Genomic DNA, 23167 nt, shown 5'->3' with positions numbered 1-23167 from the left:
CGCCGACCTTGATCCAGGTCCCTTTCCGCAGAAGCATATATCAATTGATCGCTTATAGCGATTGATCAATCGAATTAATTGCATTGATCGATCGAACTGGTGCTTCTAAAGTTCGTCGCAGCGACAACACCAAGAACGAAAGGAAGACGGATGACATGGACAAGTCAGCAAGTTAGTTATCAAGTCGGCAGCGAGAAGATTCGCGGCTCCCTTTATCTGCCTGAACGTAAAGATACGGGCCCCTTGCCATGCGTGGTGCTCGGTCATGGCTGGGGCATGGTTGCAGGAGGAGACCTGGAGGACTACGCAAAGGCAATCGTCGCTCGCGGCATTGCAGCACTCACGTTTGACTACCGAAACCTGGGGAAGAGTGAAGGCCTACCGCGGCAGCATCTTGACCCGAACCGCCAAATTGAAGATTTCCGTGCAGCTGTAAGTTTTGTGCGCAGTCTGCCGGAAATCGATGGCATGCGCATCGGCATCTGGGGATCTAGTTATGGAGGCGGCCATGCACTGAGCGTGGCAGCGATGGACTCTCGCATCGCGTGCGTTGTCTCTCAAGTCCCAACGATCAGTGGCTGGCGCGCGGCCATGGGGCGCATGACACCCAAGGCATGGGACGAGCAGTGGAAAGCATTCATCGCAGATCGTGAAGGAGTGTTTGCCGGGGCCGACTGGACAATTCAAAAGACTGTCAGTGCTGATCCAGCAGAACCAGTCAGCTATCCAGACAGTGCCTCTCATGACTACATGACAGTGCAGAGAAAGCGCTGCCCGGAGTGGAAGAACTTCACCACTTTGGCATCCATCGAGCTTGCTCGGCACTACGAGCCTGGTGCTTATCTATATCGAATCACTCGTACCCCGGTGCTGATGATTATTGCCAACCACGATATCACCACGCCGCATCGGCTTCAACGGGAGGCTTTTGCGGCTCTGCAGACCACCAAGAAGCTCCTTGAGGTCGAGGGGGGGCATTACACCGTCTATCAGGAGCACTTTGACCAGACGAGCAAGGCTGCAGCTGACTGGTTTGAGGAACACCTTGGCTAAGTACTTCCTTTTTTTAGAGAAGCTAAGTGAATAACATGAATGAGACAACAAACACGCTGGCAGGCAAGCTGAAATCCTTACGTGCCGCTGCCATTGGAAACATGCTGGAATGGTTTGACTGGACCCTCTATGGCACCTTCTCGGTGTACTTGGCCCGGAATCTGTTTGATAAGACCGACCCCCGCTCTGCCCTTCTTTCAACACTCGCTGTGTTTGCAGTTGGATTTGTTGCCAGGCCAGCCGGAGGGTGGCTTTTTGGGCGATTTGGTGACCGGCTTGGGCGCAAGGTGACGATGGTGGTCACCATGCTGCTGCTGGCATTAAGTAGTATTGGCATCGCGCTGATCCCAGCCTATCAGGATGTGGGTGTCTTGGCCTCTGTCTTGCTCCTCTTTTTTCGTCTGCTTCAGGGCCTTGCACATGGTGGAGAAACAGGCGTCTCCTATACCTATATTGCCGAAATTGCACCAAAAGAACGGCGTGGCTTGTGGTCTAGTTCTGTTTTTGTCAGTGTGACGATTGGCGTGATGGCTGCCACAGGCGTTGCTGCAGCACTGACCTCCGTTTTGGGGGCAGATGGAATGAATGCCTATGGTTGGCGCATCGGCTTCGGTATCGGCGGGATACTGGGCCTTTACGCATTAGTGTTGCGACGCAGCGCCGAAGAGTCTCATGTCTTCGAGGAAAAGAAAGATAGCACTGTGCCGGCACCTCGGCTGTCTGCCCGTGAGATGTGGGCAGTTGCACGAAACATTGTCATGCTTGCAGCAGCTTCAAATGTCGCTTACTACACGTGGGTGACGTTCGCTCCTTCAACAGCAATCGCCGGCGGCATGGACCCCTCTCGCGCTTACTGGGCCAGCTTGGCAGCTCAAGTACTCTGTATCTTCTGGCTCCCGGTTTGCGGCTGGATGTCAGACCGATTTGGTCGCAAGCCGATGGTGACTCTCTGGGGGCTTGGCGTCATCGTCCTGACATACCCCGTCTCTGTGATGGTGAATACAGAACCCCACACGCTGTTTATGGCGCAGGTTCTCGGTCTCGGGGCATGGTCTCTGCTGGCTTCCATCTTTCCAGCCGTGTTGTCTGAACAGGTACCTACGCAAGCGCGCGCCCAAGGCGTTGGCTTTGTGTCGTCCTTATCGGTAGCCGTCTTTGGTGGTACTGCACCCTATCTGAATGCATATCTGGCAGGCAGTGGATACGAGGGTGTTTATGTGGGCTATGTGATGTTTTTGGGCCTGCTGGCGGTGGTTGCCGGATTGACGATTCGTGAAACTGCAGGTCTGGATCTGGCGGAAGTCAGCGCTAGTTGGAAGAAGTGAGTACACGTTATAGCAACGTGACGATTTATCTATTGGATTCGCAAAAGAAATGATCAACAACCCCATTGACCTTTCCGGAAAGATTGCTGTAGTGACGGGAGCGAACGGCGGTATTGGTGCAGCCGTTGTCTCCACACTGCGCGCACATGGAGCGCGTGTGTTTGCCACGGATTTGACGGCACCTCAAGAACCTCACCCCGACTTCCTCCAGCTAGATGTCACAGACACTGCCGCTATACAGCAGGTTGCTCAGGAGGTTCTGCAGCAATGCGGTGGACTACACATCTGGGTGAACAATGCCGGCATGTTGCAACGCTCTACCGCCTTAGATCTCACCGAGCAAGCGTGGAACCTTTCTCTCGACGTGAACCTGCGTTCCGCCGTCTTTGCCAGCCAAGCTGCAGCGCAGATCATGCAGAACTCGGGTGGGGGAGCCATTGTGAACTTGACCAGCTATGCCGGTCTGAAAGCGCGTCCCAATTGCATCGACTACGCCTCGGCAAAGGCAGGTGTGCATCACGCCACCAAATGCTTGGCTGTCGAGTTCGGCCCGATAGGGGTCCGAGTCAATGCCATAGCTCCCGGCTACATAAACACGCGTATGAGCGGCTGGATGCACGACGACGCAGCACTCAAAGCCGAGTACTTAGGGAAAACTCCCCTGGGGCGCCTTGGCGAGCCGGAGGAGATTGCTATGGGGGTGCTCTATCTAGTAAGCCCTATGTCTTCCTTTGTCACCGGCCATACCTTGACCATTGATGGAGGCATCATTCATGCATAAATTTTGGCAGAACAAGACCTTCGTAGTGACCGGCGCGGCACAAGGACAAGGTGCCGCCGAAGCCAAGGCGCTGTATGACCTCGGGGCTAATGTGCTGGCGATCGACATTGCAGCAACCGACCTGCCTGTCTGGAACGAGCTGAAAGACCATGGTGCGAGTGATTCAGGCCGACTGAACCTGAGAAGCTTGGACGTTGCAAACTCCTCTGCTTGGGCTACGCTGGCTGCTGAGCTCCAAAGTAGTGGTACGCAAATCCACGGCCTAGTCAACAACGCAGGGATTACTCTGCGCAAGACTGTTGGCCAGACCGATCCCGAAGAGTGGCGCCGCGTACTTGGCGTCAATCTGGATGGAGCTTTTTTTGCGATCCATTATTTGTCCCCCCTGATGGCAAGCGGTGGTGCCATTGTCAACATATCCTCAACAGCGGGATTAACGGGCTACTTCAGTGCGGCGTACACGGCAAGCAAGTGGGCATTGCGTGGATTGACGCGCGCTGCAGCACAGGAACTGGCTGATCGCAACATCCGAGTCAACACTGTATGCCCAGGCCTTGTCGAGACAGCAATGATTCACAAGGCCAATGCTGTGCATAACGCTGAGCAAGCCAAGACCTTCCACGAAGGCAACCGTCAGGCTACATTGCTCTCAAGGGGAGCGGCATCAACTGAGATTGCGGGAGCTGTGATTTTTCTCCTCGGGCCTGATTCGTCATTTATTACTGCGGCAGATATTCCTGTAGATGGTGGAATGACGGGCGGTGGCATTTACTGGCGCATTGGCAAAATGACAGGCAATCTTTAATATGAAAACGGCAATCGTTACCGGCGCAGGGAAAGGAATTGGCTTCGCTGTGGCTGAGCGACTTACTGCTGAAAGGTTGAGAGTCATAAGGATCGACATTTCTGGCGATGTTGACGCTTATGTTGACGTCAGCTCAAGCGCTGCGGTAGATGCGTTCTTTGATCGGATCGGCAGTGTCGATGTGCTCGTCAATAGTGCAGGTATTGCGGGCCCGAGCACTCCCGTAGCCGAAACGGACTCGGAAGCATGGCAGCGAACCATCGACATCAATCTATCCGGAACGTTCTACATGTGCCGCGGAGCGGTGCGCTCCATGGCACGCAATGGCTGGGGCCGAATCGTGAACCTAGCAAGCATTGCAGGCAAAGAAGGGAACCAGAATCAAGGTGCTTATTCAGCGAGTAAAGGCGGCGTCATAGCCCTAACTAAGTCTCTCGGAAAAGAGCTTGCTCGGTCGGGAGTTCTTGTGAATGCCATCGCACCCGGTTTGATTGAGACCGATATCATTTCCGATATGTCTGATGAGAACAAGGCAAGGTCGCTATCAAAAATTCCAATGGGCCGCATGGGTACGGCACAAGAGGTTGCTGCGTTGGTGGCTTGGCTGTCCTCCAATGAACTCGCTTTTTCCACGGGCGCTGTTTATGACATCTCGGGAGGGCGTGCTACCTATTGATTCCCCGTTTTGAGAGATGCCCTTCAATCACGAAGGGCAGGTCCTTTAGTCCGGCTTGCTGTAATGCCTGGTGTATCGTTGGAGCTGCACTCACCAAATTCTGCTTGGAGAAGTCTGCGTGTGATTGCAACGATGCAAGTGAAGGAACTGCTTGTCAGCGGTCGTTGACGTAGCTGAAAGTTGGATAACGGGTTAGAGTCAACATGCGCCTGTCGCTGTGCTTGTGCCTCATTGCCAATCGATCTTCGATGCTGAGCTCTTTGGCCTGTCGCTCGATCTCGTAGACCTTGTCGATCTGCGTGAGCGCAAACTCAGCGAGCTGGCTTTTGTTGGCTGCATGCAGGTCGAAGAATTTGCGACGTGCGTGGGCCAGACATCCCGCTTCCGTGATGCCGCCTTGCGTAAAGCTTTGCTTGTAGCCACTGAAGTCGTCGCAGACTAAGCTGCCTGTCCAGTTGCCGAGGAACTTGCGTGCATGCTCTCCAGCGCGGGATTCGCAGAAGTCGTAGATCACCGCCTTCATGTCGTCGAACGTGGTGTTCGCGTAAGCCCAGAGGTAAGCCCGATGCGTGCTGCCCTTGCCGGGTTGGAGCATCTGCACCGGTGTCTCGTCAGCGTGAAGGACTGCGCTCTTGAGCATCTCTTCCTTCAGCGCATCGACCAGCGGTTGCAGGCGCACGCCGCAGATGCCGACCCACTGTGCCAGCGTGGAGTGAGGAATCGCCAGACCCGCCCGTCCAAAGATACTTTCCTGACGGTTGAGCGGCAGATGGTCTGCGTACTTGGCCACCAGCACATGCGCGAGCAGGCCCGCGGTGGGGATGCCTTTGCCGGATGCATACACTGGTTCGAGCGTGCTCTAAGTCAAGCAGAGAGGGGCATATTGCTGTTGAATTGCTGATTACTTGAATGAACCGCGTACTCATGAGATTGCTGGCCCACGCTGCCGCCCAATTTCCCAAGACACGCCACCACCGCGTACCGTCGCGGCAAGCCGTTGCCCCAATCGCTGTTCGATCACCGGCTTCCACGGCACCAGGCTGAACCCCTTGCCGTCATCAAGCATCGCGTAACGCCCGCTGGCGAGCATGACGGTGCGCCGGTAGATACCGGCCACACGCTGGCCGTCGCCCACAGGCCGATGCTCCAAGCCGGTATCGGCGGCAATGTCCTTGGCGGCCTGCGCCAGTTCCCGGCTGCGCAGCGTGCCCAGCAGGTTGCGCGCCAGGATCACACGCTGCCCGCGCCGCTCGGCCAGCCCTTGCGCTGCCAGGAAGTCGGCGCGCTTCTGTAATGTGTCCTTGACCTCGCTGCCAAAGCCCAGGTCGCCCAGCCCCTTGCCGCCGCCGATCAACTGCTGATCCAGCCAGGTGGCGCCGATGACGCGGGCCTGCCGCTCGATGGGCAGATGGGATTTCAGCTCCACGGCCACGCCACCCAGGCGCTGCGCGTCGTACTGGCGGCCACGTTCGGGCAGGTCGTTTGGCACCTTCCACAACCCCTCGGCTACGCGCTCCACGATGCCAGCACGGCGCAGGGCTTCAAGCCGGCGGACATGGGCGGCGACAACCTCCTGTGGATCGCGCTCGACCTGGTGGGCCTGCCCCTGCGCGATGGCGAGGTGATGGTCGGTGCGGTACAGGCCATCGGTGGCCAGCGCGGCGATGGTCTTGTCCGCTACCCGTATGTCAGCGAAGCCCTTGACCTCGACCACCGCACCCACCGGGTACTGCCCCAGTTCCGTCCTGGGCGGCAGCGCCACGTAGTGTGCCTTGCCGTCGATGCCATCGACCACCAGATAACCTCGGTCGTACAGTTCGTCGGCCAGCCCCTTGCCGGCAACCCGGCCAATCGTGGTGCGGCCTTCCTCACCCGGTTGGAACACAGCCAGGTCACGCTGTTTGCCGCCCATCGCGCGCTGCATGGTACGGATGATGTCGCCACGCTCGCCCATGGCCCGCAGGGTCGGCTCGGCCTCGGTATGCACGGCCCAGGTGCCGGGCTGGGTTTCGGTCGCCAGGCCCATGCGCTGAAGCCGTTGCAGCCGCCCGACCAACAGCAGGCGTTGTCGTTGCAGCTTGGGATCGTTGAAGCGCTCGCTCTTCACCAGGCCATCCACCGATTCCTGTTGCAAGGTTCGATCCAGTGAAGTCCACCGCTCCTGCTCCACCTCGCGGGCCAGGGTGCGCTGGATCTCCAGCTCGGTGCGCGGCCCCAGCCATTCGGTCGCCAGTTCCATCGCCCGCTCGCGCATCCCGCGGGTGATGTACTCCTGCGAGATGATGAGGTCTTTGCCCGTATCGTCCTTGCCGCGCAGCACGACATGGGTGTGCGGGTTGTCGGTGTTCCAGTGATCCACCGCCACCCAGTCCAGCCGGGTGCCCAGGTCGGCCTCCATGCGGGCCATCAGGTGGCGGGTGTAGGTGCGCAGGTCTTCGAGCTGTTCCGCATCCTCTGGCGAGACGATGAAGCGAAACTGGTGGCGGTCGCCCCGACCGCGTTCCTCGAAAGCGGCTGTATCCGCCTCGTCGGTGATGGCGCCATAGGCCCGGCCTTGTCCGCCCTGACGATCCACGCCTTCGCGCTCGATGTAACGCAGGTGCTGAATAGTGGATTTGCCGCTGGCCTGCTGCAAGTACACCAGCCGTACCTTGACCGTGGCCCGGCGTGAATCGGCAGTCAGCGACTGGCCCGTGAAGCGCGCCGCGACATGACCGCGCCCCAAGCGCGAACCGGGGGCCTTGCCGGTGGTCTTGCCCCCCGCCTTGCCACCCATTCCACGCCTGCCACCTGTGGCGCCAGCAGCCTTGCTGGTCTGGCGCAATACCTGCGCAATGAAAGTATCGCCGCGCTGCTTCGGCTTGCCGGGCCGCACGCGGAAACGGTCGTCTTCGCCGGAGAAATTGCGCTTGCTCATGGCGAGACTCCAGCCAAGCCCATCGCACCCGGGCGAATGCGGCACGCGGTACGCCCAAGGCCCGCAAGGCGGTGGGGCTGTTGGCGGCACGCAACCGCCCCTGGATGTGTGCCGCCCCAAACCCACGTGCAGACTGGCTTGGCGCGCACCGTGGTGCCGCACCCTTCAATCTTGCCTTCCGCATTTGCCTCCCGCTTGCGCTCCCGGCAATCGCGGCCCGGTGGCGCTGCTGCACATGCAGCCAGCGCCCTGGCGAACACTGCGACGACCACAGGCCAACCGTGTTCGAGGCAAGACATCTGCACGTTGGACGGCGGCACGAAGGGCTGTGCGGAGGCACGGGCACGCCATGCGCAGCGACATAGCCCATGCAGCCGGAAAGACCCACCCGCGAGCATGACTGGCTGCACGGCGACGCGCAGCGCGTCGGCGGCCAGCAATCCAGTGATTGGCGCACCGGATGACGGCGCTGAAGGCAATCCGACGTGCAGCGCAAAGTGCAATGCGAATGCATGGGCACTGCACGCGCGGCGACATGGCGATGAAACACCCGATAGCACGATGGAGTGCACGCTTGCGTGCAGTAAATCGGCCGCCATCATGGTCTTGTCTCCAGCCAGACCGGATACGCCACGCCGATCACGGCGGATGCACTGACCGGCCCGAAATACCGACTGTCGAACGATGCCGGATTGGTGCTACTCAACAAGAACAGTTCGCCAGAGACAAGGCGTCGGCACTGCGGCCAGGATGGCAGCGAACGGCCGAGCCGATCGGCAGACCGAACGGCGGCCACCGGCGCACCGTCGATCCAGACCAGCGCATCGAACACGCAGACGTGCTGCGGCGCGACGGCGCCCACGCGCTTGAGCAGCGGCACGCGCGCCGGCAGGTAGCCGCGCTGCGCAGCGAGCGCGGCAGCGCCGGCAGGCAAGCGGATCAGCACGATGCTGCCCACGGACAGCGAGTCGGTGCCGCGATCAAGCGGATCGACGCGATACCACCCGACCGCCACGCTGTCGGACGGGTTGTAGACCAGGCGCGGCAGCGGGTGCACGAACGCCGTCCAGGCCAGCGCAGCGAGGCCGCAGGCGGACAGTGTCGCCAGCACGAGGCGCGCGCGCAAACGTGAGTGCGCAGGCGAGCGAGAAAGGGATGCTGTCGTGGCCGTCATGGCAGCACCCTCCCGGCCAACCAGGCGGCGTGCCGATCGGCGGTGTATTCGGGCAGCGGCAAGCGTGCCGCGAGCCGGTTGCCCAACGTGCGCCAGTACGCGGGCGAGACGGCGACGGACGCGATGCCCAGCGCCTCGATGGCGTCGATGCGCTCCAGCACGGCCCGCACGGCTTTTTCGCCCTCCGCGTGCAGCAGCAGGCGCGCACCCGGCTGCACGCCGGGGATGCGCTGTGCGCTATCCAAAGGCGTGCATGACTGCATCACCATGAGCTGCCAGCGAATGGTTCCGTAGTCATTGGAGTGCCAGCGGATGCGGCAGAACATGGCGTTCGGGGTGAATATGGCCACGCTGCGCCAGCGGTCAAGCCGCAGCGTGCGCGCAGGCTCGCCAAAGCGCAGGTAGAGCTTGATCCGGTGCTCCACGTAGGCCAGAGAAACGCGCGTCAGTGGCGTGGCGGTAGGTCGCGCCCCATGTGGGGCAAGTGGCGGAGACGGCGCAGTCATCGCCGTATCAGCGACAGGCAAAGCGAACGCGTTCATGGCATCTTCTCCCTGCGGTGTTCTGGAAACTCCCGCTCCAGCAGCGCGCGCAGCAGGTCGGCCACCGTCACGCCTTGCGTGAAGGCCGAGACCTTGATGCGCGAGCGCATGGCGGGCGTGATGTCGAGGGTCAGGCGGGCGGTGTAGACGTCGCCCTTCTGGAGGTCATCGGTGCTGCCCTGGCGAATCCACGCTTCGGCGTGCGGATTCGCGGGTGGACGCAGGCCGATGCCGATACGCTTGCCAGCGCGTTTGCGGCCGGGTGTGGGCTTGGCTGTCATGTCGGCCACCGCAACAGTTCATCCACCAGCGCGGTGATTTCGCGTGCGGCGGCGCTGTCGGGCGCCGTCTCGCTAGCAAGCCGGCCAGCGGCCACGCTGTCGGCGAACACGATGCGCTGGCGCACCTCGGCACGCAGCGCTGGCAGCGGCTGCTCGGCCAGCGACTGCCTTGCCTCGCGCCCGATCACGGTCGTGCTGACGCGCCGGTTGATGACAAAGGCTGCGCGCAATGCGGGGCGAAACACCTGGGCCTCGCGGATCAGCGCCACCATTTCAGCACTCGCCCATAGGTCGTAGGGGCTCGGCTGCACAGGGATCAGCACGCGCTCGGCCGCCAGCAACGCAGAGCGTGCCAGGGCCGCGATCCTGGGTGGACCATCAATGACAACGTGATCGGCCCGCCTGGCGAGTTCTGGGGCTTCCTGGTGCAGGGTTTCACGAGCGAGACCGACCGCGCTGAACAGCCTTGGCAAGCCCTGTTGGCTGCGGCGCTGCGTCCAGTCCAGGGATGAACCCTGCGGATCGGCATCTAACAAGATGACCGACTGCCCGCGCATCGCGAGTTCTCCGGCGATGTGCGTGGCGAGCGTGGTCTTGCCCACGCCGCCTTTCTGGTTGAGCAAGGCGATGATCATGGCGCGGCCCTCCATGCTGGAGAGCTGGCCTGCACTTGCACTGCAAAGCGGGGTTGCTTTGGGTTTCTGGCTTGCTGCGCTTTTCGTCTTTCGGCAGTTGTCCACCGAACCGGCGCGCTTCTACTAAAAGTTAGAGTATTTAAGTTAGGTAAGTTAAGGGAGGCCAAAACCCGCGCCAACACTGGCTTTGTGGCCGGTTTTGTTGCCTGATAGCACGAGGATTTGTTGCCTGATAGCACGATACCTCTGTTGCCTGATAGCACGAGCCCGTCCACAGGCTTGACCGCAGTTATCCCCGTGCCGTTTGCAGCACGGGCCGGAACGTCAGCAGCGGCGAGGAAATGCCGCAGACGTACTCGATGCCCAACTGGTAGCCCGGCAAGGATTGCCGGGCCACCAGCGCGCGCAGATCGGCGGCGAAGTCGTAGAACCGCGCGACGCTGCCCGATTTGCGGTACAGGTGCTGGAAGTCGAATTGCCAGCCGCCCGGTTGTCGGCCGCCATGCTTGCGCACCAGCCGGTACAGCCACCGCTCGATGCCGCCCGTGAGCTGGAAATATGCCGGGTCGATCGTCAGCACCAGTGCCGCATCCAGCACGCCTGCATAGAACCAGTCCGGCAGGATCAATTCGATGCCAAGTGGCGTGCCCCTGGCATCGGCCAGCTCCTTCCACTCGTTGATCCACGAGAAGCGGTGCAACCGTCTTCCCGTGGTCTCGCGGATCGACGTGGCCACCGTCGTGGATTGCAGTCGATCCAGCGCGGCCTTGAGGCGCTGGTAGTCGCGCAGCGACGTACCGCGCCCGATGAAGCGCAGGATCTCGTAGGGCGTGGCTTGCATTAGCCGCGACGGGCGCAAGCCCGCGTCGCGCGCCTCCACGATCTGGCTGGCGGCCCAGATCAGGATGTCCGCATCCCAGATCGTGGCGATGCCGTGCTCCTGCGTGCCTTCCACGCGGATGGTGACGTTCCCGCTGCGAAAGTCGATCGGCGCAACACGCCGCGACTTCGCCAGCGAGAAGAACGGAAAGGCCATCAAGTCCTGGCTGTCGCGCGGCGCCATGTCGCCCGGCACGGCGCGGAACAGATCGAGCTGTTCGCGTTCCTGCGACGGTCGCTGCCGCGATGGCAGCGATGGGCTGGACATGGCGATGGCCTCCGGCGCTCCAGCGGTCAGCGCGCACGGCTGTCCGCCGAGTGCTGCTCGGCGTACTCGGGATCGGACGTGCTCTCGAAGCTACGCTCCGCGGCCCAGGCATCGAGGTCGGCCACGGCGTACATGACGCGCCGTCCGAACTTGCGGAACTTCGGGCCGCCACCCATCACGCGCTGTTTCTCCAGCGTGCGCGGGGACAGGCGCAGATAGTCGGCGGCTTCGTCGTTGGTCAGATAGCGCTGCGGCTGCGCAGCGGCAGTTGCGGGAGCGGCGGCAGGCCGTAAGGGAGCAGGACGCATGGGATGAACCTACATAGCTTTCAAAGCTCCGGCCACACAGCGCAACCGGATGGAGGCAGTCTCAGAAAACCAAGCCCTCTTGCTCAGGGTCGATTTGCATCCCCTTCAAAACGACCCTTCTCAAGCGGTGGAAGTTGTGCTAGGTGGCGATAGCCGCCGCGCATCAACGCCTCGCCGCGATGCACCAGGCGGCGCACCTTGGAGCGCAGGCCACCATCGGCGTACCAATCGGACGCCGCATCTTCACCAAACAAACCCTCGGCGATCTGATGCATGGATGCGCCCGCCAGAGCAGCATCGAGCGCCTGCAGGGTGTGCAACTCGAGCAATACGGCAGGAGGCGGCCGGGGCCGCGCCATGGGTGCGAGGTCGGTCGCCAGCTTCGCGGTCGCGCCGCCACGACGGGCATAGACCACGGCCATGCCATCTTCCAGTCCCGGCGCCAGTACGAAGCGCAGGCAGCGGCCAGGGCTGCGCGCGATCAGCGCCAGCCCCTTGCCGTCATGGATCAGTTGCTTGTGGCCAGGGACGGCCCAGAACGCGAAGACGGTGGCATCGGCGGGCGGATCGGCGTCTGCGTAGAGCTGCACCACGGCAGCATGGCCGGGCAGCCAGGTCGGTTGCGCGTCCCGCGCATCCAGGGCCGGGTCTTCCAGCAAGCGCAAGCCCCAGCGATGCGCTGCAGGTGGTGCCGCTCGTGGCCGACGATGCCGGCGCAGCCAGTCGAGCCGGTAGTCGGGATGCCTGCGCAGGTACTCCCAAGCCAGTGCGAGGGCATCCAGGCCCAGGATGTAAAGATAAGCGGCGGTGGGATACCAGTGCGCGTGGTGGTGTGCGAAAAGCTGTGGATCAACCATGGCGATAGCTCCTGTAGAGAATCAGGAACGTCGCCACGGCAAGAAACGCGGAGCTATCGCATCAAGGTCAAAACATCATCAGAATCGGGGGTGGCTGTAACCATTGGCAGTCAAGACCGATTGGCTCCGGTGTGTTGCGAAATCCGTCCGAATGCGACGACCGCATGACTTCAGAAACGTCATGCGATACAGCACACCGTGCCTCAGCACGCGGGAATGATCGTGACTGTTTCCAGCACAAGCACAGGGCCTGCACGCAAGAGTACGGATTCAGACCGGACAGGTCTGGAGTAAGACTGAAATAGTCTCAATGCGCCCGGCTTGGCCGAGGTGCGAACGGTTCAATCGACGACGGAACCGTTCTCCTGGGCCAGTCGCAGGTACTCCGACAGCGGACGCACCGCCCGGAAATAACGATCCCGCATCACGGGTTGTTTGTTTGGGCCGACGACGGAGGCCAAATCGGACAGCTTGATGTGACCCAGCTCAGGCATGCCAATGCCCACATCCATGACGCCCCAAGCGGTGTCGCTGTCTGCTGGATCGAGCGCAGCCAGTAGCCAAGTGGCGTGGGCGTCGGGCGTGAACAGCCGCACGACGGGCAGCGGGTCGATCGCCTGGTCGGCGGCGCGGGCCTGGCCGTGGGCCAGCAGTTGCACACGTTCCTCATCGGTGATGAGTGGATTCATGGCAATCCCCTTATTGCACGAATCCGCCAAAGCGTGAAAGCGCAAAGCCGCTTTGGCGGATTCAAAGAAAACCACGGATGCGCCTCCGTACTTCAGTGGGAATGCGCAAATGCGGATTCCCGTAAAAACACAAAAGCGGCGAACCGCAAGCAATGAACACTATAGATTGTAGCCCTATAGGACGCAATCGGATGTCATCGTGGATTTTAGGGAGATCCAAGGTTGGCAGAGAAGCACACATTGTCGGAGGCATTGAAGACCGTCCGAAAGGCACGGGGTCTGAGCCAGGAGGCCTTCTCGGACGTGTCCAGCCGCACCTACATGAGTTCGCTGGAGCGCGACCTCAAAAGCCCCACCTTGAACAAGCTGGCCGAGCTGTGCGAGGTCATGGAGGTGCACCCGCTCACGCTGCTGACGCTGGCCTATGCGGGCGACCTGCGGCGGACGGACCCGTTGCTGGAGAGGGTGCGGCAGGAGTTGGAAATGGTGACAAAGAAAGGCAGTGCGCAGTGAGCCAGGCCGAACGGGCGCAAACTGGTTAGACCGAGTTGCTGAGACGCTCTGCATGGTGCCTGGCATCGCAGGAACAGGGGATGGCATTTGCCGAGGCGCCAGTTGTTGGCGCAGAACCTTTCGGTCAAGCGGACTGACCAAAGGCCAGCTGCTTACCTTTCACGTTATGCCGCAAAAAGCGGCGCGATAGGATGAGCTATGAAATCGTCTGCAAATACGCCACTGAATGGACCACACAAAGAGTTGTTCTCAGACGGTGGGCTCTCCGGCGAGGGCAGCGTCAGAAATGGCAAGCGCCACGGTCAGTGGAGATTCTATTACGTGAGTGGAGGCAAGAAAGCTGCTGGTTCATATCTCAATGGGGACCTCGACGGATACTGGGAGTGGTGGCGAGAGAATGGTCAGTTTCTCCAGGCAGGTGCTTTTTCAGACGGTAAACAAGTCGGCCCTTGGAAGCGCTATTACGAAAATGGGCAGCTTTGGGATGAGGGCAGCTATATTGACGGGAAGAAGGTTGGCGAATGGAAGGTTTTCGAAAAATCAGGTGCGCTGAAGCAGAGCAAGATTTACAAACCGAAGCAACAGGCAAAGTAATGACGGGCTTCCGTCCGTCGGTAGCACGGCATAACAAGCGCTCCGGCAGGCCAGCGACCGACCTTCGGCGTTAGACCCTTGGCTGCAATGCGATTGCACCCCTCCGCACCAATGAAACCAGCCGAGATTCCCATTCAAGAGTGCGGGGAGCCCCTCGTTGATATCCGACTCGCCGGAGGAATTCATTTCGGCCCTCCGCCAGAATGTCCGGAAACAGAACCCGACTACTGTCTCTTGCGTCGTGAGGTCTACCGCAGGCTCCTGCAAGTCCAGGATGCCCTTCCGAGGCCATATCGTTTGCGGCTTTACGAGGGACTTCGCAGCCAAGCAGTGCAGAGTCTTCTCTTTGACCAGGAGAAGCGACGAGTCAGGGAGAGAAGTCCGCATCTGTCACCCGAGGCCGTACACGCCGAAGCGACGGCCCTCGTATCTCCTGTTGTCCATTGGGATGGAACAAAGAACACGCCGCCTCATTCCACTGGTGGTGCCGTTGATGTCGAGATCGTAGACGGCCATGGAAAGGTGCTCGACTACGGAATGGAAATACGAGACTGGTCCGTGGTCGAGCCGGCACTCTGCGCTCCGTTGTGTCCCTCACTAACGGAGGCCGCTAGGTGCAACCGGAGTCAACTTGCTCAGCTGATGGAACGCGAAGGTTTCGCAGCCTATGAGCATGAGTGGTGGCACTTCTCCTATGGAGATCAGTATTGGGCTCACCGCAAGGGACATTCCGTCGCGCAGTACGGAAGTTGCACGCTGGATATGATTTTCGCTGCAAGAGCGACCAAGGGTGACCCACGTGCCTAACCCGCACGTCAAAGGGATCTGCCTGCGACAAGCCCCTTGCATGGAATATTGGACGCTATTGGACAGGTGATGGCTCTCATCGCAAAAGCACTCGCCGTTTGGCTCGTCATTCTCGTGTGCGCCGTTGCCAATGGCGCTCTGCGTGAAGGCGCTCTCATCCCTCATCTCGGCAGGGCACCAGGACTCATCCTGAGTGGCGTGCTGCTTTCCGCCTTGATTCTGAGCCTCACCTTTCTTGCCTTGCCATGGCTGAGGGCTCCCCGGCCAGCGCAACTCATCGGGCTTGGCGTATTCTGGCTGGCTCTCACCCTCGTCTTCGAATTCTCATTCGGCCGGTTCCAGGGCAAGTCGTGGGCCACCATATTGGAGGCGTATACGTTCAAGGATGGCAACATCTGGCCCGTCGTTCTACTGGTCACGGCGGCCGCACCCTACGTTGCCGCTCGGTTCAGGGGCTGGGCGTCATGGCCGTAGCGCCTGATTCACGTGTTAGGCGACACAGGCTGAGCACCTCGCGATTGGGCCCGCGCCCTTGACGCCAGGCGGCGGGCGGCTCGTCGCGTATCTCGAACGGAGGACACCATGGGACTCTTGACCTTCAGTATCAACGTCACCCTGGACGGCTGTGTCGACCACCAGGAAGGAATCGCCGACGACGAGACACACGCCTTCTTCACCCGCCTCATGGACGAGTGCGGGGCGATGCTGTGGGGCCGCATCACCTACGAGATGATGGAGAGCTATTGGCCAGCGGTCGCCCGCGGTGACGCAGAGGCACCGCCGGCAATGCGCGCGTGGGCGCTCAAGTTGGAGGCCAAGCCGAAGTACGTGGTGTCCTCTACGCGAGAGGACTTCCTGTGGACCAACAGCCATCACATCGCCAACGACCTGCGCACGGGCGTACAGAAGCCCAAGGACGCGACTCCGGACGGCGTACTCCTCGGTAGCGGCAAGCTCGCGGCCGAGTTGGACCGGCTGGATCTGATCGACGAGTACAAATTCCTCGTCCATCCCAGGATCGCCGGTCACGGCCCGACCCTGTACGAGAGCGGGCTGCCCAGCACGCGACGGCTCGAATTGATCTCGGCGAAGCCACTCCGCTGCGGCGCGGTCGCCATGCACTACCGGCGCGCGCGCTGACTCGGAGATGAGTCATGTCGCCTAACAACGCGCTGCACTCGGACGCGCTTCGCGTTGCTCGGCCCGCCGGTGAGCGCGGGCGTTGGGCGTTGCATGACTGAAGCATCCGCAATGGACCGCATCGTCTTCCGAGAAGTGACCGCCGACCGGTGGACTGACTTCGAGAAGCTTTTTGAATGTCGGGGCAGCCCCAAGTCGTGTTGGTGCATGGTCTGGCGCGCAACGCCCGTGGAGGCAAAGCTTACGGACGGGGCCAGCCGCAAAGCAGCGATGGCCCAGCGCATCGCTGCTGGAACGACGGTGGGATTGCTGGGCTACCTGGATGAAGAACCCGTCGCATGGTGCTCGGTGGCGCCTCGATCGACCTATCGTCGGCTGGTGGAGGACGGTGGTTCCGACGAGGGCATTTGGTCGATCGCTTGTTTCTTCGTGGTGCGCAGGCTGCGCGGCCAAGGCTTCACCCAACGCCTCATTGCCGCCGCCGTGGACTTTGCCCAATCCCGAGGCGCCTCGATGGTGGAAGCCTATCCCGTGGACCCGGAGTCGCCGAGCTATCGGTTCATGGGTTTTGTTCCCACGTTCGAGGCTGCGGGGTTTCACGAAGTCGGGCGTGCTGGTACGCGTCGGCACGTATTTCAACTCCGGGTTGTAAAGGGGGCGACGCTCTAACCCTTCCATGCAGGGGACGCTCCGCCCAGCCGTGACGCGCACAGGCCGCAGAGCCTGAAGGAAACCCGGAAAACGCCCCGCCGCAACGGGTGGGGCGCTGCGGTCATCAGGCCGCCTGCGGTTTGTTACGCGACCAGATCAGGTCGTGCGTGCCGTTCTCACCCTCGATCAGGCGGGCATAGACCGTTGCCGGGAACGATGGGTCATCGAGGGTGCAGGACACGTAGGCTCGGCCGGCCTCGCTGGTTTTCCGCCAGCCCGCGCCCACGTCGTAGCCAGCGGCCTGGATACGGAAGTCTGGGGCGTTCTCGTTGCCGCCCTTATCGTTGGGAACGAGCTTGGCCTTGACGTTGAGCGTCAGGGTGCGAAGCGTGCCGGCGAAGCCGTCTTTGTCTGCGGTGAAGGTGCCGATGTTGGCCATGATGTTTTCCTTTCGGTTGAACAAGGTTCGCGCCCATCGCGTCCTTGTTGTGATCCGGCCGGCGGGGGACGTGCGGGCTGCACCGCCTGCGGTCGCAACGCAGTGGAGAACCGGAAGGAGAAAACAATTTGGCCCGCGAGGAATGCGCCGAACGCAGTGACAAAGCAGGGGAAATTGTTTTCGCCGTACGGTTGCAGCCATGAAGCCCGAGGCGCAGCCGCGCCCCTGCCAGGATTCACAACAACACAAGGACGCCCTGGGCCGAATCACTCCGAAAGGAGACAGGGCCGACTCGGCATCCCCGCATGAAGGCTGCACTGGCACGCCCCTGACACGGGCAAGCGCCACGCCCAACCGACCAGGGTGAGAACGCCTCGCCGCACCTTGCGGCGCTGTGCTTGAACGGTGGGATGAAGGCTCCATGGCGAGGCCGGGTATCGTGTCCGTGAACTGTCCTTCGTGACGTGATGGGTGAGACCCACCAGCGTCGAGGACGGCACGCATTCACACAACCTGCCGCAGCAAGCCACGGCGTATCCGCCGTAGCCTGACCATTGCGGCGGGGCACTGGCCCGGCCGATCCGGTGTCAGCCGGTTCGGCGCTCCCATAGGGGCGCCAAGCATCGCGCGGCGGGGATGGGCCTGGCGCTGATCCCCTGGAGGCAAGCGAAGTGCGCAGCGCCACAGGCGCGAAGGCGTGAGGGATAGCCGCCGAATGGCCGTGACGGCGAAGTCGGCGCGGGGCGCAGCCCAATAGCCCGGCGGCACCTTGTGCCGACACGCCCAATCCAATCAAAGACTGCCTACAGATGCGGCCTGAGCCAAAACCACAATGCGACCCCCACCGCCAGCCATAAACACACGATCACCACTGCCCCTAATCGGCTCCGTGGCTTGGCCCCTTCCGTTCGCATCCACTCATCGGCCTGCACGCGGCACTCCGCCAGAACATCGGCCGGCAGCAGCTTGACGGTCAACCAGATCAACACAGGCAACAGAATCACATCATCCAGATAACCCAGCACAGGGATGAAATCTGGAATCAAGTCGATGGGACTCAGGGCATAGGCCACCACGAACAGCCCCAGGGCTTTGGCGTGCCAAGGCGTGCCGGGATGCTTACCGGCAAACCACAGCGTCACACCATCGCGTTTGATGCGTTTGGCCCAAGTCTTCAAAGTGGTGCTGATGCTCATGGCGGAAAGTGTGGCATAGCTGAAATAGTCGATTGACCCCATCGACACATGCAGGCATCGCGCACCGCCGCGATGCCCGCATGTGCCGCCGCCCGAGCATGAGCGAGGGCGGCGGTGTGGTATCCCGGCTGTTCGGATTCGACGCCGGGCGCGGCCACTGCAGCGTCCGGATTTTTGAATCCACCGGCCTCAGCGCAAAACGCTGGGGCCGGTGCTCGCGTCATTCCTTCGTCTCGATGATCCACCACTGGGCGCGCTGCAACGCACAGTCCGTGATGGGGTGAATGTCGGTGAGGTCGGCGCGGGCCGTCCAGCCCGCAAGGGGACGGTAGCCGCGCACGTCGCCATCGCCGTGCCAGCGGCGGGCGCGTACCGTGCCAGGGGCATAGACCGCCGTCATACGCGGGCGACTGTAGTTGGTGGTGCGGGTCATGGATGGTTCTCCCTGAAAGCGAAGCGCCCCGGCGTGAACCGGGCGCTTCGATGAAGTTCAAGCGGCCAATGCCTCGGCGGGTTCATCCGACACGGCCTCGGCGTCCTGCGCCGCGCCTACTTCCGGTGCATCTTCCTGCGAGCCTTCGCCCTTGAAGATGACGGGCATCCAGCCCGTGCCATCGGCCAGCCGTTCGGCTTCGCTGGCAATGTCGGCCTTCTTCATCTTCGCCAGCCGGTTGATGGAGTCGGGTGCGAACTCGCCCACGGCCTCCAGAATCACAGCCTTGGAAACATGCTTGAAGTAGCCCTCCGCGCTCGGCTGCCACCATGCGGCCATGTCCAGCCCCACGGCCTGTGCCAGTTCCGCGCCCGGCTGCTGCGCCGTCGCACGCGGCGTCACCACGTCCACTGTCGACGCCACGCACACGGCCAGCAGTTTCACCAGTTCGCGTTGCTCCATCGCCAGCAATGCGGCGAACAGTTCGGCGCTGTCTTCGGGCAGGGCTTTGCCCGTCACCTGTTGCAGTTCGCGCAGCGCCACGGCGGCGGGTGATTCCGGCCAATCCGGGGCCATGCCTGCCAGCCGGTCTTGCACCGTCAGGCGCACGCCCAGCGGCAGGTCGTGCCCGTAGTGGCGTTCCTGCAAGACGGTCTGCACCATGCCATGCACCAGCATCGCCAGTGCCACTTGTGGATGCCGGGCCACCTCGATTTGCAGCGCGGCGGTGCGGTGGGCGCTCAGGCGTTGGGCCAGCCGGTCGGAGATAGCGGCCTTGGGCACTTCGTCGCTCTCACCTTCGTCGTCGTTCTCGGCTTCGCTCTTCACACTGCCGAAACCTTGGCGCAACTTTTCCAGCACGCGCAGCGCCTTCGCTTCGGCCTCACGCATTAGCCCTCGATGAATCACGGCCTCGCCGTTGCGGTCGATCGTGACAATGGCACCGGCGGCGGATCGCACATTCGCGCCGTACCCCTGCAAGCCATCTTCCAGCGCCTGCAACTGTTCGCCCAGGGCTTCGCCTTCCTCCTGCAAGGCTTCGGCCTTGTCCTCGTCGTCGGCGTCCATCGCGGCATTGAGGGCTTCGGCTACCTCCCGCATCTTGGCTTGCAGCTTCTCGATGCGCAGGGCTTCGCGCTTGTCCGGCGTGCGCCGCTCTCTCGGGGCGCGTTGAAACGCTTGCAGGTCGGCATAGGTGGCGGCGTGTGCAGCATCCACCCATGCCCAGCCTTCGGCCTTCACCTCCGCGGCGATGCCCGCCAGCTTGTCTTGCGCCAACCGTTCCAGCAAGGCCGCATCGTTGAGATACACGCCCGCATCGCCTTCCGCGAATAGATCGCGGCGAATCCCGCCGCCTGCGGCCTCGTAGGTGCCCAGCCCGATAAAGCGCACCAGCGGATGCCGGTAGGCGTCAATCTCGCGCTCGGTGAGGCGTTCGCGCAAGGCGGACGGGCTGCGCTGCCACTGCGGCGCATCGTAGTACGCGGCTTCTTGCGCGGCGTGGCCGTCGGTAATGGCAAGGGCCATCAACTGGTCGAGCGTGACGGCATCGGCGCGATAGTCGGCCATCAAGCGCGGCGAGACGTTCGCCAGCTTCAAGCGACGCTGCACCACCAGCGGCGTGACACTGAAATCCGCCGCAATGTCCTCGATGGGCCGGCCTTCGGCCACCAATGCCGCGAAGGCTTCAAACTGGTCTGCGGGGTGCATGGCTTCACGCTGCACGTTCTCGGTGAGGCTGGCGGTGCGCGCCGTGCCATCGGCCACTTGCAGGCAAGGCACGTCCCAATCCTTGGCGATGCGATGCTTCTTCGCCAGCAGCTTGAGGGCTGCAAGGCGACGGCCACCGGCCACCACCTCGTAATGCTCGCCATCGGCGGCGGGAATCACGATCAGGTTTTGCAGCAGGCCCACGCGCTGGATGGAAGCGGCCAGCTCGGGGATGGACATGCGCGGGGTCTTGCGCACGTTGCGGCCCATGGGGCGCAGCACCAGCCGGGACAACGGAACCAGAATCATGTGCTTGCTCGGGTCGGCGGCTTGCAGTACGTTCGCGGCGTTGCTGGCTGCGGTGTTGACGGCGCGGGCTTCGGTTTGATTAACGGCGTTCATGGTGAATCTCCAATCGAGTGAAACAAGGAAATGGAGGGGAGCCGCCCCTCCGGCGGGGAACGGTTAGGCTTTCAACTGGCGCATGCCATCGGCCAGCAGCCACAGGGCACGATTGAGGCGAATGTCTGAATCAATGCCCTGCACGGGGCGGGTCTGCTGGCGGCGTCCGTTGGCGCTGCGCCCGGACAGGCCACCTTTTGTGAGGTTTTCTTGGGTGCGGTTAAAGACCGACCACAAATCCGTGTGGCGGTCTTCAAACCGGCGCGGCATCAGGATTTGCGATTCCGTGATGGGGGCGGGCTTGTCCGGGTCGTCGTACTTGAGGGCCAGCGCAGCGCGGGCGAACACGTCCGATTCACCATCGTCCAAGGTGATGCCGCGCATCAGGTCGCGGGATTCCTTCACCCGCTCGAAGCCGTGCAGCACCTCGTAGGCGCCTTCAATGACTTGGCCCGCCACGTCGCCTTTGTGGGGTATGCGCACATCGGCAAAGGTGTCGCCAAAGACAAGGCCATTGCTGCAAACAAAGCGCAGCAATCCCGCCAACATCTGATAGCTGCTCGTGCCGTCGTGCGAGTTCAGCAGCACGATTTCGTTAGCTTCCGCGCCGTTGATCTGGCTGACGTGGCGCAGGCGCAGCATGTGCTTGGTGTGCTCGCGCTTGCCTTCATCGCGCACGCGGGTTTGACACACCATGAAGGGCTGAAACCCCTCCTTTCGAAGCTCGGTCAAGACCGTGGCCGTGGGGATATAGGCGTACCGGTGTGAACGGCTCTCATGCGGGGCCTCCGCGAAGATGGAAGGCGCTACGCGGTGAATCTGGTCATCCGACAGGGGATGGTCGGCACGCAATGCGGGGGAATGGTTTGCGAAACGGGATGCGAGTTGCATGGTCTTTCTCCTGACAAAGTTGGCTGTTGAAGAAACCGCACACCGGATTCCTAGATTCGAAGCCCAGCCTTTTGGCTGTTCGGTGCGGTCGGCACGAAGAACCCGGTTGGCCTCGTTGCCACCGTCTTTCCTGAGTTCATCGCCCGCGACGAAAGGGAGCCCGTGGACGGGGGCCGTCAAGGAGACAAGCGCAGGGTGGGTGCGGCCCGCAGGCGCAGCCGAGGACACGGCCCTGCGCGCCTTGACGGCGCACGGCTGCGGGCTACAGTCGCGAGCAAGGTGATGGAGTCAGGAAAGATGGCTGGACAGGCAACGGCCCCTTCCACTGCCGACCGCACGGCAAGCGAAGCGCGCAGGCCCGAAACTGGAAGCCGGGCCGGAGGCGTCAGCCGAGCGGAGCGAGGGGACGATGGAAGCCCGAAGGGGGCGAGACCCTGCAGGGGCTCGATGCGCAGCACAACAGCGCGACCGGCCATGTTCATTGGCCGGGGACGCCCGAATGCGTAGCGGGCTTTACGATGGCGACATGCCCGAGAGAGAACATGCTCATCCCGATGACCTGCTGGAGCAATTGCTTCAACGCTCCGATGCCTTGCATGTGCGGCTGAACGAGTTGCTTGACGATGCGGCGTTCGATGGATCTCCGCGTGGGGAAGCCTCTTTGGGCATGTGTGTGGTCGCCATGGAACACGCAATGGCTTTGCGTGCCTTGATGACGCTGGGCATGCCGACCTCGGCCGTCAGCCTGATGCGGCTGCAATTCGAGGCGCTGACGCGAGCGATGTGGCTGATCTATGCCGCCAGCGACGCGGCCATCGAGAAGTTGTCGGTACCGCTGACAATCGAAGCCGAGCAGGCCGCCAAGAATTTGCCGAGTGCAAAAGACATGATCGATCAGATGGGCAAGCGGGTAGGGCAAGGCGTTCCCGCAGCGGCCCACCAGATGCTGGCGCACTTCAAGGACGTCTCCTGGAACGCCATGAATTCCTTCGTGCATGGCGGCATCCACCCGTTGCGGCGCAGCGCCGAGGGGTTTCCGGTGCATTTGGCGCTGCAGGTGCTGCGCAACTCGAACGGCCTTACCACCATGACCGGCATGACGATGGCCATTCTCACCGGCGATGAGACCATCGCCAAACCGATGAGCAAGATCCAGCCGGCGTTTGCCGACTGCCTGCCGGATCTGCTCAAACCCTGAAAA

The 23167-nt window shown here is 61.9% G+C and carries 26 protein-coding genes and 1 pseudogene; 12 read left to right on the top strand and 15 right to left on the bottom strand.

The window, feature by feature from the left end; translation table 11 throughout:
* Positions 1-150 precede the first annotated feature (150 nt).
* The 5 genes from G7048_RS01200 to G7048_RS01180 are packed head-to-tail and all read left to right on the top strand — an operon-like array spanning position 151 to position 4640.
* The gene (locus G7048_RS01200; protein ID WP_166066419.1) at positions 151-1053 is read left to right on the top strand and encodes an alpha/beta hydrolase; all 903 of its coding nucleotides are present in this window, start codon (positions 151-153) and stop codon (positions 1051-1053) included.
* A 35-nt stretch (positions 1054-1088) separates the two neighbouring features.
* The gene (locus G7048_RS01195; protein WP_166066418.1) at positions 1089-2378 is read left to right on the top strand and encodes an MFS transporter; all 1290 of its coding nucleotides are present in this window, start codon (positions 1089-1091) and stop codon (positions 2376-2378) included.
* A gap of 49 nt (positions 2379-2427) precedes the next feature.
* A complete protein-coding gene (locus G7048_RS01190) occupies positions 2428-3159 on the top strand; it encodes an SDR family NAD(P)-dependent oxidoreductase (RefSeq protein WP_166066417.1) in 732 nt (243 codons plus the stop codon).
* Positions 3152-3964 carry an SDR family NAD(P)-dependent oxidoreductase gene (locus G7048_RS01185; RefSeq protein ID WP_166066416.1) on the top strand — a complete coding sequence of 271 codons (813 nt, stop codon included), beginning with the start codon at positions 3152-3154 and terminating at the stop codon, positions 3962-3964. The genes G7048_RS01190 and G7048_RS01185 overlap by 8 nt, the downstream gene beginning before the upstream one ends.
* A gap of 1 nt (position 3965) precedes the next feature.
* A complete protein-coding gene (locus G7048_RS01180; RefSeq protein ID WP_166066415.1) occupies positions 3966-4640 on the top strand; it encodes an SDR family NAD(P)-dependent oxidoreductase in 675 nt (224 codons plus the stop codon).
* 220 nt (positions 4641-4860) lie between these two features.
* On the opposite strand, the pseudogene G7048_RS01175 reads toward G7048_RS01180, so the two are convergent.
* From G7048_RS01175 to G7048_RS01125, 10 genes and pseudogenes are all read right to left on the bottom strand, one after another.
* Positions 4861-5472: pseudogene (locus G7048_RS01175) on the bottom strand (IS66 family transposase); the annotation flags it as partial.
* 90 nt (positions 5473-5562) lie between these two features.
* Positions 5563-7557 (bottom strand): relaxase/mobilization nuclease and DUF3363 domain-containing protein, encoded by a 1995-nt coding sequence (locus tag G7048_RS01170; protein ID WP_166066414.1) that lies wholly within the window; start codon positions 7555-7557, stop codon positions 5563-5565.
* 598 nt (positions 7558-8155) lie between these two features.
* Positions 8156-8731 (bottom strand): S26 family signal peptidase, encoded by a 576-nt coding sequence (locus G7048_RS01165; RefSeq protein ID WP_166066413.1) that lies wholly within the window; start codon positions 8729-8731, stop codon positions 8156-8158.
* Positions 8728-9273 (bottom strand): DUF2840 domain-containing protein, encoded by a 546-nt coding sequence (locus G7048_RS01160; RefSeq protein WP_166066412.1) that lies wholly within the window; start codon positions 9271-9273, stop codon positions 8728-8730. The genes G7048_RS01165 and G7048_RS01160 overlap by 4 nt, the downstream gene beginning before the upstream one ends.
* Positions 9270-9554, bottom strand: a complete 285-nt coding sequence (locus G7048_RS01155; protein ID WP_166066411.1) for a chromosome partitioning protein ParB — start codon at positions 9552-9554, stop codon at positions 9270-9272. Before G7048_RS01155 ends, G7048_RS01160 begins: the two co-directional genes overlap by 4 nt.
* Positions 9551-10189: a ParA family partition ATPase gene (gene parA / locus G7048_RS01150; protein WP_166066409.1), complete on the bottom strand. Its 639-nt coding sequence runs from the start codon at positions 10187-10189 to the stop codon at positions 9551-9553. Before parA ends, G7048_RS01155 begins: the two co-directional genes overlap by 4 nt.
* A gap of 289 nt (positions 10190-10478) precedes the next feature.
* Positions 10479-11336, bottom strand: coding sequence for a replication initiator protein A (locus G7048_RS01140; protein ID WP_166066407.1), 858 nt, complete (start codon positions 11334-11336; stop codon positions 10479-10481).
* A gap of 26 nt (positions 11337-11362) precedes the next feature.
* A complete protein-coding gene (locus G7048_RS01135; RefSeq protein ID WP_166066406.1) occupies positions 11363-11644 on the bottom strand; it encodes a helix-turn-helix domain-containing protein in 282 nt (93 codons plus the stop codon).
* A gap of 83 nt (positions 11645-11727) precedes the next feature.
* Positions 11728-12501 carry a DUF2285 domain-containing protein gene (locus G7048_RS01130; protein WP_166066405.1) on the bottom strand — a complete coding sequence of 258 codons (774 nt, stop codon included), beginning with the start codon at positions 12499-12501 and terminating at the stop codon, positions 11728-11730.
* Between the two features lie 341 nt (positions 12502-12842).
* Positions 12843-13190, bottom strand: coding sequence for a DUF2958 domain-containing protein (locus G7048_RS01125; protein ID WP_166066404.1), 348 nt, complete (start codon positions 13188-13190; stop codon positions 12843-12845).
* A 222-nt stretch (positions 13191-13412) separates the two neighbouring features.
* On the opposite strand from G7048_RS01125, the gene G7048_RS01120 reads away from it, so the two are divergent.
* From G7048_RS01120 to G7048_RS01095, 6 genes are all read left to right on the top strand, one after another.
* Positions 13413-13703 (top strand): helix-turn-helix domain-containing protein, encoded by a 291-nt coding sequence (locus G7048_RS01120; RefSeq protein WP_166066403.1) that lies wholly within the window; start codon positions 13413-13415, stop codon positions 13701-13703.
* Between the two features lie 198 nt (positions 13704-13901).
* Positions 13902-14297 (top strand): toxin-antitoxin system YwqK family antitoxin, encoded by a 396-nt coding sequence (locus G7048_RS01115; protein WP_166066401.1) that lies wholly within the window; start codon positions 13902-13904, stop codon positions 14295-14297.
* A gap of 87 nt (positions 14298-14384) precedes the next feature.
* Positions 14385-15104, top strand: coding sequence for a M15 family metallopeptidase (locus G7048_RS28735; RefSeq protein WP_371747690.1), 720 nt, complete (start codon positions 14385-14387; stop codon positions 15102-15104).
* A 69-nt stretch (positions 15105-15173) separates the two neighbouring features.
* Positions 15174-15578, top strand: a complete 405-nt coding sequence (locus tag G7048_RS01105) for a hypothetical protein (protein ID WP_166066399.1) — start codon at positions 15174-15176, stop codon at positions 15576-15578.
* Positions 15579-15686: 108 nt separating this feature from the next.
* Positions 15687-16244 carry a dihydrofolate reductase family protein gene (locus tag G7048_RS01100; RefSeq protein WP_166066398.1) on the top strand — a complete coding sequence of 186 codons (558 nt, stop codon included), beginning with the start codon at positions 15687-15689 and terminating at the stop codon, positions 16242-16244.
* 93 nt (positions 16245-16337) lie between these two features.
* Positions 16338-16913: a GNAT family N-acetyltransferase gene (locus G7048_RS01095; protein WP_205750317.1), complete on the top strand. Its 576-nt coding sequence runs from the start codon at positions 16338-16340 to the stop codon at positions 16911-16913.
* Positions 16914-17019: 106 nt separating this feature from the next.
* On the opposite strand, the gene G7048_RS01090 is transcribed toward G7048_RS01095, so the two are convergent.
* The 5 genes from G7048_RS01090 to G7048_RS01070 all read right to left on the bottom strand — a co-directional run bounded on the left by G7048_RS01090 (position 17020) and on the right by G7048_RS01070 (position 21966).
* Complete coding sequence (locus tag G7048_RS01090) at positions 17020-17334, bottom strand: DUF736 domain-containing protein (RefSeq protein ID WP_166066397.1); 315 nt, start codon at positions 17332-17334, stop codon at positions 17020-17022.
* An 803-nt stretch (positions 17335-18137) separates the two neighbouring features.
* Positions 18138-18530 carry a YkvA family protein gene (locus G7048_RS01085; protein WP_166066396.1) on the bottom strand — a complete coding sequence of 131 codons (393 nt, stop codon included), beginning with the start codon at positions 18528-18530 and terminating at the stop codon, positions 18138-18140.
* Between the two features lie 220 nt (positions 18531-18750).
* Positions 18751-18963, bottom strand: a complete 213-nt coding sequence (locus G7048_RS01080) for a hypothetical protein (RefSeq protein WP_166066395.1) — start codon at positions 18961-18963, stop codon at positions 18751-18753.
* 57 nt (positions 18964-19020) lie between these two features.
* Complete coding sequence (locus tag G7048_RS01075) at positions 19021-21075, bottom strand: ParB/RepB/Spo0J family partition protein (protein ID WP_166066394.1); 2055 nt, start codon at positions 21073-21075, stop codon at positions 19021-19023.
* 63 nt (positions 21076-21138) lie between these two features.
* Positions 21139-21966: a DUF932 domain-containing protein gene (locus tag G7048_RS01070; protein ID WP_166066393.1), complete on the bottom strand. Its 828-nt coding sequence runs from the start codon at positions 21964-21966 to the stop codon at positions 21139-21141.
* 481 nt (positions 21967-22447) lie between these two features.
* Here G7048_RS01070 and G7048_RS01065 point away from each other — a divergent pair, with 481 nt between their 5' ends.
* Entirely contained in the window at positions 22448-23164 is a 717-nt protein-coding gene (locus tag G7048_RS01065; RefSeq protein ID WP_240933121.1) for a hypothetical protein, read from the top strand.
* Positions 23165-23167: the final 3 nt, after the last annotated feature.

This window comes from Diaphorobacter sp. HDW4B (genome assembly GCF_011305535.1).
GTDB lineage: Bacteria > Pseudomonadota > Gammaproteobacteria > Burkholderiales > Burkholderiaceae_C > Diaphorobacter_A.
Note: the sequence above shows the minus strand (reverse complement) of the source record. Positions and strands in the feature narration are given on the sequence as shown.